Below are 13,763 nucleotides of genomic sequence, written 5' to 3' on the forward strand. Positions count from 1 at the left end.
AACAAGCCATGGACGACGAAGGTGTAGAACACGCCGCCATCCTGCTGATGTCCCTCGGCGAGGAAGAAGCCTCCGAGGTCTTCAAGCATCTGGCGCCCAAGGAAGTGCAGAAGCTCGGCGAGACCATCGCCAAGCTGAAGGTGGTCAAGCGCGAACAGGTCGAGCAGGTCATCAACAAGTTCGACGCCGTTGCCGAGACGCAGAGCATGCTGGTCAACGACACCGATGAGTACGTGCGCACCGTGCTGCGCAAGGCGCTCGGCGAGGACAAGGCCAATCTGCTGCTCGATCGCATCCTGCAAGGCAGCGATGTGTCCTCGATCGAAAGCCTCAAGTGGATGGACGCCAGCTCGGTGGCCGAGCTGCTGCGCAATGAGCACCCGCAGATCATCGCCGCCATCCTGGCCCACCTCGACTTCGACCAAACCAGCTCGGTGCTCAAGCTGTTCACCGAGCGCCAGCGCAACGAGGTGCTGATCCGCATCGCCACGCTGGATGGCATCCAGCCGATGGCCTTGAAGGACCTGAACGAGGTGATGAGCCAGATCCTGGCTGGTGGCGACCGCATGAAGAAGAGCTCGCTGGGTGGCGTGAAGACCGCCGCCGAGATCATCAACATGATGGGCTCCAGCGTCGAGGCCTCGGTGCTGGACTACATCCGCGAGGCCGACGGCGACCTGGCGCAGAAGATCATGGACAACATGTTCACCTTCGACGATCTGGAAAAGATCGACGACAAGGGCATCCAGTCGGTGCTCAAGGAGGTGCAGTCCGAGTCGCTGGTCGTCGCGCTCAAGGGCGCCGGGCCGGAGCTGCGCGAAAAGATCTTCCGCAATATGTCCACCCGCGCGGCCGAAACGCTGCGCGAGGACCTCGATTCGCGCGGCCCGGTGCGGCTGTCCGAGGTCGAAGGCGAGCAGAAGGAAATCCTCAAGATCGTTCGTCGCCTGGTCGACGAAGGTCTGATCGTGCTCGCCGGTGGTGGCGACGACCAGTTCCTGTGAGTAGGCGGTGCGCAATGCAACAGCCCTCCCCCCCCACGACGCCGGCGATTGGCGCGGCCAGGGTGCGAGCATGACGCCGCGCCCGCCCCGCCAGGTGCCTCCGCCGGTGCGACCGGACGGCAGCACCACGCGCACCAGCAGCTACAGCCGTTTCATCCCGCGCGAGGAGCTGCAGGATTTCGCTGCCTGGAATCCGGATGCCTTTCAGGGCGTGGCCAGCCCGCGGCCGCCGGTCAGCGCGCCGGCCGCGCCCGCCGCTGCTCCAGCCGCCCCCGAGGCCCCTCCGGAACCCGATATCGGCGAGCTGCTGCATGAGGCGCGCCAGACCGGCTACCAAGATGGCTACCGCGACGGCATGGCTGCGCTGGACGCCTTCAAGCAGAGCTTTGCGCAGCAGATGACGGCGCAGATCGGCGCCCTGATGCAGGCCTTTGATGATCAGTTCGCCGAGCTCGAAGGCCAGCTGGCCGAGACGCTGGCCCGCTGCGCCGTCGAACTGGCACGCCAGGTCGTGCGCAGCGAGATCAGCCAGCGCCCCGAGCACATCGCCCGCGTGGCCCACGATGCCGTCGAAGCCTTGCTGGTCTCGGCCCGCCATGTGCGCGTGCGCGTTCACCCGGACGATCTCCCCCTGGTGCAGGAAGGCGCCGGCGAAGAGCTGCGCGCCCGTGAAGCCCAGCTGCTGCCCGACCCCAGCATTGCCCGCGGTGGCTGCAAGGTCGACTCGGACATCTCCAGCGTCGATGCCACGCTGGCCACCCGCTGGCAGCAAACCATGGCCGCGATGGGCCAGGCCTCGCTGTGGGAAGACCGCCGTGGCGGCGACGAGCTGCCGGCTGACCGGGAGGAGCAGCCATGATGGCCGGCTTCGAACAACGGCAGGACCCACAGCAAGCCCGCGCCGAGCGCCTGGCCCGCTGGGATCAGTACCTCGGCGATCTGCAAGCCTTTGCCAGCGCACCGGTGCCGCTCGAGTCGCAGGGCAAGCTGGTTCGCGTGGCCGGCCTGGTGCTGGAAGCCACCGGCGTCAAGGTGCCGGTGGGCTCGGTCTGCCAGATCCATATGCCCAGCTCGGCCAGCAATCCGCGCCGCGGTCAGGCCCCGGTGAACGCCGAGGTCGTCGGCTTCTCCGGCGATCGCGCCTACCTGATGCCGACCGACGAGGTTCACGGCCTGTCCAGCGGTGCCATGGTGCTGCCGCGCCCCGCCGCGCTGCACGGCCCCAAGCTTGGCGAGGAACGCCACCCCTGGCGCCGCGACGAAGACCGCGGCCTGCACCTGCCCATGGGTGATGGCCTGCTCGGTCGCGTCGTCGATTCGCACGGCCATCCGCTGGATCGCCGCGGCCCGCTGCAAGGCGTGCATGCGGCGCCGATGGTGCGCCGCCCGATCAACGCGATGGACCGCGATCCGGTGCGCACCCCGCTGGACACCGGCGTGCGTTCGATCAACACCATGCTGACCGTCGGCCGCGGCCAGCGCCTGGGCCTGTTCGCCGGTACCGGCGTCGGCAAATCGGTGCTGCTGGGCATGATGGCCCGCTACACCGAGGCCGATGTGATCGTCGTCGGCCTGATTGGCGAACGCGGCCGCGAAGTCAAGGAATTCATCGAAGACATCATTGGCGAGGATGGCCTGGCCCGTTCGGTCGTTGTCGCCGCCCCGGCCGATGCGCCGCCGCTCTTGCGCATGCAGGGCGCGACCTACGCCACCGCCATCGCCGAACATTTCCGCGACCAGGGCCTGCATGTGCTCTTGCTGATGGATTCGCTGACCCGCTATGCGATGGCCCAGCGCGAGATCGCCCTGGCCATCGGCGAGCCACCGGCCACCAAGGGCTATCCCCCGAGCTGCTTCGCCAAGCTGCCCCAGCTGGTCGAACGCAGTGGCAACGGTCTGCACGGCGAAGGCTCGATCACCGCCTTCTACACCGTGCTGTCCGAGGGCGACGACCAGCAAGACCCGATCGCCGACGCCGCGCGCGGCATCCTGGACGGCCATATCGTGCTGTCGCGCGAGCTGGCCGAGGCCGGCCACTACCCGGCCGTCGACATCGAGCGTTCGATCTCGCGCGTGATGACCAACGTGGCCAGCAAGCCGCATATCGAGTCGGCGCGGCGCTTCCGCCAGCTGCTCGCGAAATACAACAAGGCGCGCGATCTGATCCAGCTCGGCGCCTACGTACCCGGCCACGACCCCGAGCTCGACCTCGCCGTGCGCCTGCACCCCGATATGCAGCGCCTGCTGCAGCAAGACATGCACAGCCCCGCCGAACTGGCCACCAGCATTGCCCAGCTCAATGCGGTCATCAATGGCGGCTGAGAACTGCCGATAAACAGAACACCAGGCTTGGAGTCACACCGATGAGCACCACACACGCACTGACCCTGTTGCTGGAACGCGCCGAATCGGAGCGCGACGAAGCGCTGCGCGCGCTGCAGGATGCCCAGCAGCAGGCCAACGCCGCGCGCGACCAGCAGGGCCAGCTGGCCCAGTACCGCAGCGAATACCAGCAGCGCTGGACGGCCACCTTTGCCCGCGCCACCACGGTGGACATCCTCGGCTGCTATCAGAACTTCAGCGGCCGCTTGAACCAGGCCATCGATCAGCAAGGTCTGATCAGCGTTCACGCCGACCGCCGCGTCGACATGGCCCGCGAAGTGCTGCGTGAGCGCGAGCTGCGCGTCGCCTCGGTGCGCAAGCTGCTGGAGCGCCGCCGCCTCGATCAGCTTCGCCTGGCCTCGCGCCAGGAGCAAAAGGCCAGTGATGAGCAGGCCGCCCGCACCGCCTATGCCAGCCAGCACGGCTTCATGCGCCTGAGCGCCTGAGCGCCACATCCGACCGACTACAAGCCGCCCCCACCATGAACAAAATCGCCACCAGTCCGGCCACTCTGAGCAGCGCTGTGGCGGGCCTCGCCGGCACGGCCGGCCGCGCTGCCACTGCCAGCAACGCCGCTGCCGCCGGCAGCGCCAGCTTCATGCAGCTGCTGCGCGATAGCAGCCAGCCGGCCATGCCGCCCGCAGCTCCGGCGCCCGCACCTGTTCCTGCAGCTCAGACAAGCACGCCAACGCCTCAGGCGGCCGCACCCGCCCCTGGCAGAGATGCCCGACCAGCGCCAGGCACCGAGCACAATGCCGAGGACGGCCGCCACACGATGCCAGCACGACTGCCAGGCAACACACCCGCCAAAGCCAGCAGCGCTGAGGCCAGCAAGGCGGCGAAGGCCGCCGGCAGTGCCGGCGACAAGAGCGCCGCGACTGGCAGCGCCAAGACTTCGGCCCGTGGCGACGCTGACGACGCTGGAACAGCCAGCACGCGCTGCGAGGACACCGGTGAGCTGACACAGGACGGCGACGACAACACGACTGCAGCTTCTGACGCTGGCCAACTCGCCGCGCAAGCCGCCGCCGGCAACCCGCAAGCCCCGGCGGCATCTGCGCCCGGCCTGTTACTTGCTGAACAACGCCCAGCAGCGTCTTTGGCACGCGCTGGCAACAACCAAGACCACATGACTGCCGCCTCGGAGTCCGATGACGCCGAGGCCACGCAGCGTCTGGGCGCCGCGCCCCAGAGCGACTCAACGCCTCTGATGGACAAAAGCAGCGCCAGCCCTGGAAGCAAGCCTGCGCTGGCCGAACAGGTGCTGGCCATCGTCAGTGGCCGCGCTGAAGCAGGCGCCAAGCTTGGCAGCTCAACGGGTGCCGCAGCGAGCGAATTCGCCGGTGCCCTGCAAGCCGCGCAAGGCGCATCGAGCGCCAAGCTCGAACGCAGCTCGGCTCAAGGCATCGCCGCGCCCCGTGAGTACAGCATCGACGCGCCGCTGTACAGCGACGACTTCGCGCCACAAATGAGCGCCAGGCTGAGCCTGGCCGCCGCGGACGGCGTCCAGCAAGCCCTGCTCAACTTGAATCCTGCCGAGATGGGCCCGGTGCAGGTGCAAATCGTGCTGGATGGCCAGCAGGCACAGATCAGCTTCGTCAGCGATCAGCCGGACACTCGCGCCGTTCTCGAACGCAGCCTGCCCGAGCTGGCGGCGGCCCTGCGCGACAACGGCATGACGCTCAGTGGCGGTGGCGTCTTCAGCCAATCTCAGCAGGGCCAGGCGCGGCAGGAAGGCCGCAATGCTGACGCCGGCTCGCGCGCGATTCTCGGCGGCGGCAGCAGGCCAGACGATTCGGTCCAGCCGCTGATGGCAGCGCTGCCAACGCCGGCCACACGCGGCTCACGCGGCGTACTTGATCTGTTTGCTTGAGGCTGCGCAGGGCTCAAATCGCCGGCGCGTGTGAACATGGACGCGATTGCCCTGCTTATCAGGCCATGCCGAACGCCCAGGACTCCGAATAATCCATCATAGGGGTCACCATTGCGTCAGGCTGGCGCGCTACTGACCCAGTCGAGTTCAAGGAGTTCAAATGTCTGCAGCAGCCGCACCGGCCGATGCCGCCCCGAAAGGTGGCGGCAAGAAGAAACTGATCATCATCATCGCTGCGGTGCTGCTGCTGGTGCTCGGCGGTGGCGGCGCGGCCGTGCTGATGATGAAGAAGAAAAAGGCGGCCGAGGATGAGGAAGGCGCTGACGCCGCGCCGGCCGAGCAACATGCGCCTGCGGCCCACGCCAAGCCGGGCACGCCGCCCACCTTTGTGCCGCTGGACCCCTTCACGGTCAATCTGGCCGACAAGGAAGTCGATCGCTATGCGCAGATCGGCGTCACGCTGGAAGTCGCCGACCCGCATATGGCCGACACCATCAAGGCCTATATGCCGGCGATCCGCAGCAATGTGCTGATGGTGCTGTCGCACAAGACGTCGGAAGAACTGCTGACCCGCGAAGGCAAGGACAAGCTGGCCAAGGAAATCCTGCGCGAGTCGGTGCGCCCGATGGGCATCGAGCTCGACGACGAAGAGGAAGAAGACCCAAAGCCGAAGAAAAAGAAGAAGAAAAAAGCCCACGTCGAAAGCCCCGTCACCCAAGTGCTGTTTTCCACCTTCATCGTCCAGTGATCATGTTCCCCCGCACTGACTTCATCCACCAGGCCCCGCTGGGCCCGCAGGCCTGCGCCCATCCGGGTGTTACCGCATGCGTTGACGGAGTGCTGGCATGAATCAGCAGATCCTGTCGCAAGACGAAGTCGATGCACTGCTGCAAGGCATTACCGGCGAGAGCCAGAAGCTCGAGGCCGAGGAGGTCCAGCAGGGCGGCATACGCGACTACAACCTGGCCAGCCAGGAGCGCATTGTTCGTGGGCGCATGCCCACGATGGAAATCATCAACGAGCGCTTCGCCCGCAATATCCGCATCGGCCTGTTCAACTTCATCCGCAAGAGCCCAGAAGTCGCCATCGGCGGCATCAAGGTGCAGAAGTACTCGGCCTTTTTGCGCGAGATCGTGGTGCCGACCAACTTCAACATCGTGTCGGTCAAGCCATTGCGCGGCTCCGGCCTGATCGTCTGCGATCCGACGCTGGTGTTTGCGGTGATCGATTCGCTGTTCGGCGGCATCGGCAAGTTCCATGCGCGTATCGAAGGCCGCGATTTCTCGCCAACCGAGCAGCGCGTCATCCTGCGCCTGGTTGAGGTGATCACCGCCGAATACCGCAAGGCCTGGACCGGCATCTACCCGCTGGAGCTGGAATACCAGCGCTCGGAAATGCAGCCGCAGTTTGCCAATATCGCCACGCCCAGCGAGATCGTCGTGTCGACCTCGTTCACGCTGGAAATCGGCGAGACCAGCGGCACCGTCTATTTCTGCATCCCCTACTCGACGCTGGAGCCGATCCGGGATGTGCTGTACTCGACCACCGTCGGCGACTCCTCCGAGCCCGACCGGCGTTGGGTCAATCTGCTCAAGCACCAGCTGCAATCGGCCGAGGTCGAGCTGGTGGCCGAGCTGGCCAATGCGCCGGCCACGGTCGAGCAGTTGCTTGCCTTCAAGCCCGGTGATTTCATCGAGCTGGACCTGGAGCCCCTGATCAAATCCAAGATCGACGGCGTGCCCATTTTTGACTGCCACTACGGCACCTCCAATGGCAAGTACGCGCTCAAGGTCGAACAAATGCTGACCGGCCCGGACACGGGCTGGCTGGGAGCCCGCAATGTCACCTGACGAACCCTCCATGGACGAACAGGACGCCATGGCGGCCGAATGGGCCGCCGCACTCGCCGAAGCCAAGCAACCCGAGCCCGAAGTGGCCAGCGAGGTGCAGACGCAGCCCGAACAGGTCGCGCCCGCCTCCTTCACCAATTTCGCGCCCACGCCCGGTGGCATGCCGGGCAGCGACATCAACATGATTTTGGACATCCCCGTCCAGCTGACTGTTGAGCTGGGCCGCACCCGCATCCCGATCAAGAACATCCTGCAGCTGGCGCAAGGCTCGGTGGTGGAACTCGACGCCTTGGCCGGCGAGCCGATGGACGTGCTGGTCAACGGTTATCTGATCGCCCAGGGCGAGGTGGTGGTGGTGAACGACAAGTTCGGTATCCGGCTGACCGACATCGTCACGCCGTCCGAACGGATGCGCCGGCTGAGCAAGGCCTGATCAGGGCCAGGCCACAGCGGCCATCACGCCGGCACGGCGCAGCCGCATGATCAAGAGGCCCGCCGGGCCTCTTTTCCATCGAGTCCCACAGCGCCCGAACGCCCAGAATCGGGCGCCATGAACAACCCATTCCTGCCTTTCGTCTGGTTCCTGGCCATCGTGGCCATGATTCCGGTGGCGCTGTGGCTGCTCAAGCGCACGCCGATGGGCTCGGCGTTGAGCCAAGGCCAGATGCGCACCGTGGCCGTGCTGCCGCTCGCGCCCAACCAGAAGCTGGTCACGGTCGAGGTGGGCCAGGGCGAGGACAAGCGCTGGCTGGTGCTCGGTGTCAGCGGCCAGCAGATCAACACGCTGCACGTGATGCCGCCGCAGCCGGAGGCGCCCGGCAGTGCGAGCATGGCTGGCACGAGCTTTGCGGAGCAGTTGCGCGGCCGCCTGAGGGCCGGCCGCGACAGCAAGAACGCAGGAGACGGCGATGCGGCCTGAGCCCCAGCGCCTTTTCTTCAAGCTGCCGCACTGGGCCAGGCAAGGCCTGACCCTATCGCTGTTATCGGCCTGGGCTGGAGCGGCTTTAGCGCAAGCGGCCCCGCCGCCAGCCAGCCTGCCGCTGCTGGTCGGCCAGGGCGCTGGTGGCAGCTACTCGGTGCCCATCCAGACCCTGCTGTTCTTCACCGCGCTCGGTTTTCTGCCCGCCGTACTGCTGATGATGACCGGCTTCACCCGCATCGTCATCGTGCTGTCGCTGATGCGCCAGGCGCTGGGCACCCAGGCGGCGCCACCCAACCAGGTGATCATCGGCCTGTCGCTGTTCCTCACCTTCTTCGTGATGAGCCCGACGCTGGACAAGGTCTACGCCGAGGCCTGGCAGCCCTACTCGGCCGGCAGCATTGCCTTTGACGAAGCGCTGGCCCGCGCCGAAGTGCCGATGCGCGGCTTCATGCTGAAACAGACTCGGCAGGCCGATGTCGCCTTGTTCAGCCGCCTGGCCAAGCTGGACCCCGGCATCAAGCCCGAGACCGTGCCCTTCAAGGTGCTGGTGCCGGCCTTTGTGACCAGCGAGTTGAAGAGCGCCTTCCAGATCGCGTTCCTGATCTTCATCCCCTTCCTGGTCATCGACATGATCGTCAGCAGCGTGCTGATGAGCCTGGGCATGATGATGCTGTCTCCAGTGCTGGTCGCCCTGCCCTTCAAGCTGATGCTGTTCGTGCTGGCCGATGGCTGGAATCTCTTGCTCGGCTCGCTCGCCGCCTCCTTCGCGAGCTAAGGCACCCACTTCACGAGAGGCCCCCATGGATGCCCAACAAGTCTTCACCTTCGGCCAGCAAGGCCTCTACATGCTGATGCTGGTGGCGGCGCCGGTGCTGATCACCGTGCTGCTGGTCGGCGTGCTGGTCAGCGTGTTCCAGGCCGCCACACAGATCAATGAGGCCACCTTGTCCTTTGTGCCCAAGGTTGTCGCTGCCGTGCTGGTGCTGGCGCTGACGGGCCCCTGGATGATGACGACGCTGGTCGAATACATCCAGCGCACGCTGCAGACGATTCCGCAGGTGGTCGGCTGAGGCGGCAAAGAGCTCCTGAATGTTCAGCATCACCGAAGCCCAGCTGATGCAGTGGTTGACGCCGCTGCTGTGGCCATTTGTGCGCACGCTGGCGCTGTTTGCTGGCATGCCGGTGATCAGCCAGCGGGCCGTGCCAATGCGGGTGCGCGTCGGCTTGTCGTTATTCATCGCCATCGCGGCGCAACCCTCGCTGCCCGAGATCAAGCCGGTGCCGCTCGATGCGCTGCCCCTGTTGACGCTGCTGATCGCGCAGCAGGTGCTGATCGGTCTGTCCATGGGCTTTGCGGTGCGCGTGGTGTTCGCCGCGCTGGAGTTCGCTGGCGAGCTGATCGGCCTGCAGATGGGTCTGAATTTCGCTGGCTTCTTTGACCCGGCCACCGGCAGCCAGGGCACCTCGACCTCGCGCTTTTTCGGCAGCATGGTCGCTTTTCTCTTCATCGCCATTAACGGCCATCTGCTCTTGATCCATGCGCTGGTGCAGAGCTTCAGCGCCTTTCCAGTCGGCGAGGAGCCTTTTCATTTTCTGCGTGCCGTGCAGCCGCAGACCTGGGGTGCCGAGATCTTCCGCATGGGCCTGTGGATCGCGTTGCCGCTGATCACCATGCTGATGTTCGTCAACCTGGTGCTGGGCGTGATCTCGCGCGTGGCGCCGCAGATCGGCGTCTTCTCGGTTGGCTTTCCGCTGACCGTGAGCATCGGGCTGATCGGCATGGTGGCCACGCTGCCACTGATGCAAACGCCCTTCACCGTGGTGCTGGAACGGATGCTGGCCGCCTTCGGCTGAACGCCGCGCAGCGCTACTTCTCGCAGCTCAGCGCACCTCGCGCGCCAGCTTCAGCACCTGCGAGCTGAGCACCAGGCCGCGCCGCTTGGCCTCGGTGTAGTTGATCCTGAACGACAGGCCGTTGGGCTCCAGCACCAGCGCGATGCTGGCACCGGCACGGAAGGCCTCCGGCGTATCGCCAACCACCAGCACCGGCTCGTCGCCCAGGGCGGCCTGCCAGCGTTGCAGCTCATTGCGATCGCTGAGCGCCATCACCAGCAGCTGGCACTGCCCCGGCGCGGGCGGCGCCGTCAGCACCTGCAGGCGCGCGCCGATGCCGTCATGCGGCTTCCTGGCAATTGCACGCAACGACTCCTGCAGCTCGGCATTGCCGGCGATGCAGTAGTTGAATTCCTTCAGCGGCGGCGGCGGCCATTGGGTGAACTGGGCGAAGCGGTAGATGAAGGCGGCCTTGAGCTGTGACTCGTCCTGCAACGGTGCGGCATGCGCAAGCCCCAGGCTGAGCACAGCTGGCAGACAGAGCCGCGGCACGCCCTTCAGTCGACGCGTCGGCCATGACAGGCCGACGCTCATGAGCCGAACCTCCGCGACAGGCTGAGCCGCAGTTGCCGCCACTCCTGGGCCATCGGTGGCGAGGCCAAATCGGTGTGGTCGGCGCACAGCGTGTCGCTCGCGTTGTGCAGCCCCAGCCCCAACTCGGTCCATCGATCAAACTGCCAGCTCAAATGAACGTTATGTATCGTGCAACCTGGCAAGCTGTGCTCCACCGTCAGGCGCCGGCTCTGCGCCAGCAGCTGCCAGCCCAGATAGAGCTTGTCCTCCCAGAGCGGGTAGCTGAGGTGCAACTTCAACAGCTTGGCCGGCGAGTTGTTGAGCGCCTTGTGCGCACTGTCACGTGTTCGTTGCACTGAGAGTGCTGCGGCCAGACGGGCGCCACCCTTCCAGCGTTGCTCCAGCCCGAGGTCCACACCCTGGCTGTGGATGGGCCCGTCATTTTGGTAGAGCGGCGTGTCGTTGCCGGCCGAGATCAGGTCGATCAGATGGGAATGGAAATATGACGCTCGGTACTGCAATTGCGCGTTCGCACGATGCTCCCATGACAGCTCAAAAGAGCGCACCCGTTCGGGCCGCGGTGTTTCGCCCTCCAGCGAATAGTTGGTGGCGAATTCATTCAGATTCGCGGCCCGAAACGCGGATCCATAGCTCGCGCGCAGATTGGCATCCGCGCCGATGCGCCAGACCAGAGCCAGACGCGGGTTCACACTGCGCTCGATCGCCCGGTCATCCAGATCACGGCGCAGTCCAGCGACCAGCAGCGCGTTGGCACTGATCTTCCATTCGTCCTGAATGTAAAGCCCGCTGCGACCGACACGGCCACCAAAGGCCTGAATCACCTCGCCGTTGACACTGCCACTGATCGATTCGTCGAAGTCCAGCTGGCGTTCGATGCCGAACAGCAGATAGTGATTGGCAAAATGGGAATTGCCTAGACGCAGATCGAAATGCGCCCACCTGGCGCGGGCCTGGTCCATATAGGTTGAAAGGCTGCCATCGTCCGCGAAGAAAGGATGACGCCCGTAGCTGATCGATCGCTGCAGCGAGCCATCGACGCTGAGATCCCACTCGGGTCCAAGCGAGGTCTCATAGCCGAGCGAGCCAAAGGCATTGCGATAGACGCTGACAAACTGCCCGAGCTGAAGTGGCTCATAGGCGAGCGGCGATGGCAGCCCGCGTTGCCGCTCCGCTATCCCGGCACGCAAGGACCAGCCACCGACAGACGCGCTGACAACGAGCCGCTTGGCCCGGTCCCAGTTGAAGCTGCGCAGCAGTCCGTCGAACTCAGCCGGCACCGGGCGCCCGTATTCAAGCCTCGCCCTGTCCATGAGCGAAGCCGACAGCCAGGCTTCCCCCCCCTGTTCGAAGCGCTGGCCAATGCTGAGCTGGGCCTCGCTACCACGCATGGAATCGGCCGACAGTCGGGCCTGCACACCAGCCAGCTTGTCTGCCCGCTTGGTGATGATGTTGATGACGCCCAGGAAGGCATTGTTGCCATACAGCGCCGAACCGGGCCCCGGCGTGAACTCGACTCTCTCGATCAGATCCACCGGCAAGAAGAACTCAGGCCCGACCAAGGCCGCGTCGGTCGCCGCGTCATTGGTGCGCACACCATCAATCAGCAGCAGGAGGCGGGAGTTGTAATCGCCAGGGCGGCCCAAGCCTCGCGCGCCGATGTAGCTGAAGTTGCGATTCGTGGTGATGTAGATGCCTGGCAGGCTGCGCAGTACATCGGTGATGCTGCGCATGCCAAAGCGGCGGATGTCCTCGTCGGTCATCACATAGGTGAGTGCCGGCGCCTGCTCGGCACTCTGAGCAAAGCGTGACGCCGTCGACACCTGAACGCCGCGCGGCGTCTGGCTCAGGCCTTGCTTGAGCAGTTCCTCGAGCTGCAGATCCTCATCCAGCGCCTCAGCAGCCGGCGCCGGCGTCACTGCCAGCAGCGCCAGCAAGACAACAAGCAGGCGCTCAGGCAGCCGACGCATCACAGGCCCTGCGATAGGTGTTCTTGCCGGCTCGCTTGGCCGCATACATCGCGGTGTCGGCGCGCGCCAACAGCTGGGCCGCGTCACTGGCGTCAAGCGGGCAGAAGGCCAAGCCGACCGTTGCCCCGACCGGCATCACGCGACCATCCACCAACAAGGGCTCGCGCACCGCCGCAATCAAGCGCCCGGCCAGTTGCTCGGCGGCCGCCTGATCGCTCAGCGCCGGCAGCATCAAGGCGAACTCGTCGCCGCCCAGTCGGCACAGCACATCGGAGCTGCGCAGCGCGCGTGACATGCGCCGCGAGACTTCACGCAGCACCTCATCGCCGGCGTCGTGGCCATAGCTGTCGTTGACGGTCTTGAAATTGTCGAGGTCGATGAACATCAGTGCCATCAGTTCGGAGTGCTCGACACTATGCGCGACCCGGCGCTGCAGCTCAGCCTGAAAAAACAGCCGGTTCGGCAGCTTTGTCAGGCTATCTTCATTGGCGAGCTGCTGCATCTGCTGGCCGACCAACTGCTCCTTGCGCAGCTGCTGGCTCAAATCCGCCTGCCAGACCTCGGCGCGGCTGAGCATTTGATTGAAGCGCTCGCCCAATCGCCCCACCTCGTCCAGCCGCTCGATGCGGGCACGGCGGCTGTAGTCCTGATCTCTGGTGACCTGCTCGGCCAATTCGGCCAGATCGACCAAGGGCCGCAGGGCCGCACGCTGCACCATTCGCAGCACCCAGGAAGCCAGGGCAATGGCCAAGACCACCAGCACCGTGGCCAGCAGCGTCATCTGCCACACCGTCTGCAGCAGGCTCTGCAGGCTCTCCCGCATGCGCAGCGTGCCCACGACCTCCCCTTTAAGCTTGATCGGCGCCCAGACGTCAAACTCATTGCCGCGTATCTGGCTCTGCGTACCCAGCGTGGCGACCACAGCAGGTGACACCGCCAGTTGCAGCGGCCTTTTCTCATCGCTGCTCCAATGGGCAAACAACTGGCCCGATGCGCTGAGCACCTGGAGCTCCAGCAGATCGCTTCGGCGCGAAAAGGCCTGCACCTCGTTCAGGGCCGCGTCCCGGTCTTCGAATGCAAGCATGGGCGCCAAACTGTTGCCCAACAGGCCAGCGCTGAGTTCAGCCGCCTGGACCTGGCGGTCACGTGCGGCATACCAAGAGCTGGTGCCGATCAGCACAAAGCAGATCAACAGCGTCAGGCTGAGCACCAGCAAGTTCAGCCGCGTCAAGCGGGTAACCAGCGAACGAGAACGCCGCAACGGCAGCGGAGCCGCTCGGCGGGTGGAATCTTTGGACATGGGGGTGGACCCGGGCATGCTCATGAGTCGCGTGGGCG

General features: G+C 65.5%; 15 protein-coding genes. 12 read left to right on the forward strand and 3 right to left on the reverse strand.

The window, feature by feature from the left end; genetic code table 11:
• The first annotated feature begins 8 nt into the window (after positions 1-8).
• The 12 genes from fliG to fliR all read left to right on the forward strand — a co-directional run bounded on the left by fliG (position 9) and on the right by fliR (position 9,885).
• On the forward strand, positions 9-1,004 hold the full coding sequence (fliG, locus tag RQP53_RS08730; protein WP_315649842.1) for a flagellar motor switch protein FliG: 996 nt from the start codon (positions 9-11) through the stop codon (positions 1,002-1,004).
• A 70-nt stretch (positions 1,005-1,074) separates the two neighbouring features.
• Complete coding sequence (locus tag RQP53_RS08735) at positions 1,075-1,863, forward strand: FliH/SctL family protein (RefSeq protein ID WP_315649843.1); 789 nt, start codon at positions 1,075-1,077, stop codon at positions 1,861-1,863.
• Entirely contained in the window at positions 1,863-3,326 is a 1,464-nt protein-coding gene (gene fliI, locus RQP53_RS08740) for a flagellar protein export ATPase FliI (protein WP_434064072.1), read from the forward strand. Before RQP53_RS08735 ends, fliI begins: the two co-directional genes overlap by 1 nt.
• 41 nt (positions 3,327-3,367) lie before the next feature.
• Positions 3,368-3,832 carry a flagellar export protein FliJ gene (fliJ, locus tag RQP53_RS08745; RefSeq protein ID WP_315649845.1) on the forward strand — a complete coding sequence of 155 codons (465 nt, stop codon included), beginning with the start codon at positions 3,368-3,370 and terminating at the stop codon, positions 3,830-3,832.
• A 35-nt stretch (positions 3,833-3,867) separates the two neighbouring features.
• A complete protein-coding gene (locus tag RQP53_RS08750; protein ID WP_315649846.1) occupies positions 3,868-5,259 on the forward strand; it encodes a flagellar hook-length control protein FliK in 1,392 nt (463 codons plus the stop codon).
• Between the two features lie 160 nt (positions 5,260-5,419).
• Positions 5,420-6,007, forward strand: coding sequence for a flagellar basal body-associated FliL family protein (locus RQP53_RS08755; protein WP_315649847.1), 588 nt, complete (start codon positions 5,420-5,422; stop codon positions 6,005-6,007).
• A 97-nt stretch (positions 6,008-6,104) separates the two neighbouring features.
• Positions 6,105-7,109 (forward strand): flagellar motor switch protein FliM, encoded by a 1,005-nt coding sequence (fliM, locus tag RQP53_RS08760; RefSeq protein WP_315649848.1) that lies wholly within the window; start codon positions 6,105-6,107, stop codon positions 7,107-7,109.
• Positions 7,099-7,542 carry a flagellar motor switch protein FliN gene (gene fliN / locus RQP53_RS08765; RefSeq protein ID WP_315649849.1) on the forward strand — a complete coding sequence of 148 codons (444 nt, stop codon included), beginning with the start codon at positions 7,099-7,101 and terminating at the stop codon, positions 7,540-7,542. The genes fliM and fliN overlap by 11 nt, the downstream gene beginning before the upstream one ends.
• A 117-nt stretch (positions 7,543-7,659) precedes the next feature.
• On the forward strand, positions 7,660-8,028 hold the full coding sequence (locus RQP53_RS08770; protein WP_315649851.1) for a FliO/MopB family protein: 369 nt from the start codon (positions 7,660-7,662) through the stop codon (positions 8,026-8,028).
• Positions 8,018-8,806: a flagellar type III secretion system pore protein FliP gene (gene fliP, locus RQP53_RS08775; RefSeq protein WP_315649852.1), complete on the forward strand. Its 789-nt coding sequence runs from the start codon at positions 8,018-8,020 to the stop codon at positions 8,804-8,806. Before RQP53_RS08770 ends, fliP begins: the two co-directional genes overlap by 11 nt.
• A 25-nt stretch (positions 8,807-8,831) precedes the next feature.
• Positions 8,832-9,101: a flagellar biosynthesis protein FliQ gene (gene fliQ / locus RQP53_RS08780; RefSeq protein ID WP_315649854.1), complete on the forward strand. Its 270-nt coding sequence runs from the start codon at positions 8,832-8,834 to the stop codon at positions 9,099-9,101.
• A 19-nt stretch (positions 9,102-9,120) separates the two neighbouring features.
• Positions 9,121-9,885, forward strand: coding sequence for a flagellar biosynthetic protein FliR (gene fliR / locus RQP53_RS08785; protein ID WP_315649856.1), 765 nt, complete (start codon positions 9,121-9,123; stop codon positions 9,883-9,885).
• Between the two features lie 27 nt (positions 9,886-9,912).
• On the opposite strand, the gene RQP53_RS08790 is transcribed toward fliR, so the two are convergent.
• Genes RQP53_RS08790 through RQP53_RS08800 form a run of 3 tightly spaced genes read right to left on the reverse strand, consistent with a single transcriptional unit; the run spans position 9,913 to position 13,656 of the window.
• Positions 9,913-10,458, reverse strand: a complete 546-nt coding sequence (locus RQP53_RS08790) for a YfiR family protein (protein WP_315649858.1) — start codon at positions 10,456-10,458, stop codon at positions 9,913-9,915.
• A complete protein-coding gene (locus RQP53_RS08795) occupies positions 10,455-12,425 on the reverse strand; it encodes a TonB-dependent receptor plug domain-containing protein (RefSeq protein WP_315649859.1) in 1,971 nt (656 codons plus the stop codon). Before RQP53_RS08795 ends, RQP53_RS08790 begins: the two co-directional genes overlap by 4 nt.
• Positions 12,409-13,656 (reverse strand): diguanylate cyclase domain-containing protein, encoded by a 1,248-nt coding sequence (locus RQP53_RS08800; RefSeq protein WP_315649860.1) that lies wholly within the window; start codon positions 13,654-13,656, stop codon positions 12,409-12,411. The genes RQP53_RS08795 and RQP53_RS08800 overlap by 17 nt, the downstream gene beginning before the upstream one ends.
• Positions 13,657-13,763 lie beyond the last annotated feature (107 nt).

This window comes from Roseateles aquae, assembly GCF_032337115.1.
Lineage (GTDB): Bacteria > Pseudomonadota > Gammaproteobacteria > Burkholderiales > Burkholderiaceae_C > Roseateles_C > Roseateles_C aquae.

What these genes read in the sequence shown, in the direction of transcription:
- fliG (WP_315649842.1), top strand. Translation starts at nt 9, where the DNA reads ATGGACGACGAAGGTGTAGAACACGCCGCCATCCTGCTGATGTCCCTC.
- RQP53_RS08735 (WP_315649843.1), top strand. Translation starts at nt 1,075, where the DNA reads ATGACGCCGCGCCCGCCCCGCCAGGTGCCTCCGCCGGTGCGACCGGAC.
- fliI (WP_434064072.1), top strand. Translation starts at nt 1,863, where the DNA reads ATGGCCGGCTTCGAACAACGGCAGGACCCACAGCAAGCCCGCGCCGAG.
- fliJ (WP_315649845.1), top strand. Translation starts at nt 3,368, where the DNA reads ATGAGCACCACACACGCACTGACCCTGTTGCTGGAACGCGCCGAATCG.
- RQP53_RS08750 (WP_315649846.1), top strand. Translation starts at nt 3,868, where the DNA reads ATGAACAAAATCGCCACCAGTCCGGCCACTCTGAGCAGCGCTGTGGCG.
- RQP53_RS08755 (WP_315649847.1), top strand. Translation starts at nt 5,420, where the DNA reads ATGTCTGCAGCAGCCGCACCGGCCGATGCCGCCCCGAAAGGTGGCGGC.
- fliM (WP_315649848.1), top strand. Translation starts at nt 6,105, where the DNA reads ATGAATCAGCAGATCCTGTCGCAAGACGAAGTCGATGCACTGCTGCAA.
- fliN (WP_315649849.1), top strand. Translation starts at nt 7,099, where the DNA reads ATGTCACCTGACGAACCCTCCATGGACGAACAGGACGCCATGGCGGCC.
- RQP53_RS08770 (WP_315649851.1), top strand. Translation starts at nt 7,660, where the DNA reads ATGAACAACCCATTCCTGCCTTTCGTCTGGTTCCTGGCCATCGTGGCC.
- fliP (WP_315649852.1), top strand. Translation starts at nt 8,018, where the DNA reads ATGCGGCCTGAGCCCCAGCGCCTTTTCTTCAAGCTGCCGCACTGGGCC.
- fliQ (WP_315649854.1), top strand. Translation starts at nt 8,832, where the DNA reads ATGGATGCCCAACAAGTCTTCACCTTCGGCCAGCAAGGCCTCTACATG.
- fliR (WP_315649856.1), top strand. Translation starts at nt 9,121, where the DNA reads ATGTTCAGCATCACCGAAGCCCAGCTGATGCAGTGGTTGACGCCGCTG.
- RQP53_RS08790 (WP_315649858.1), bottom strand. Translation starts at nt 10,458, where the DNA reads ATGAGCGTCGGCCTGTCATGGCCGACGCGTCGACTGAAGGGCGTGCCG.
- RQP53_RS08795 (WP_315649859.1), bottom strand. Translation starts at nt 12,425, where the DNA reads ATGCGTCGGCTGCCTGAGCGCCTGCTTGTTGTCTTGCTGGCGCTGCTG.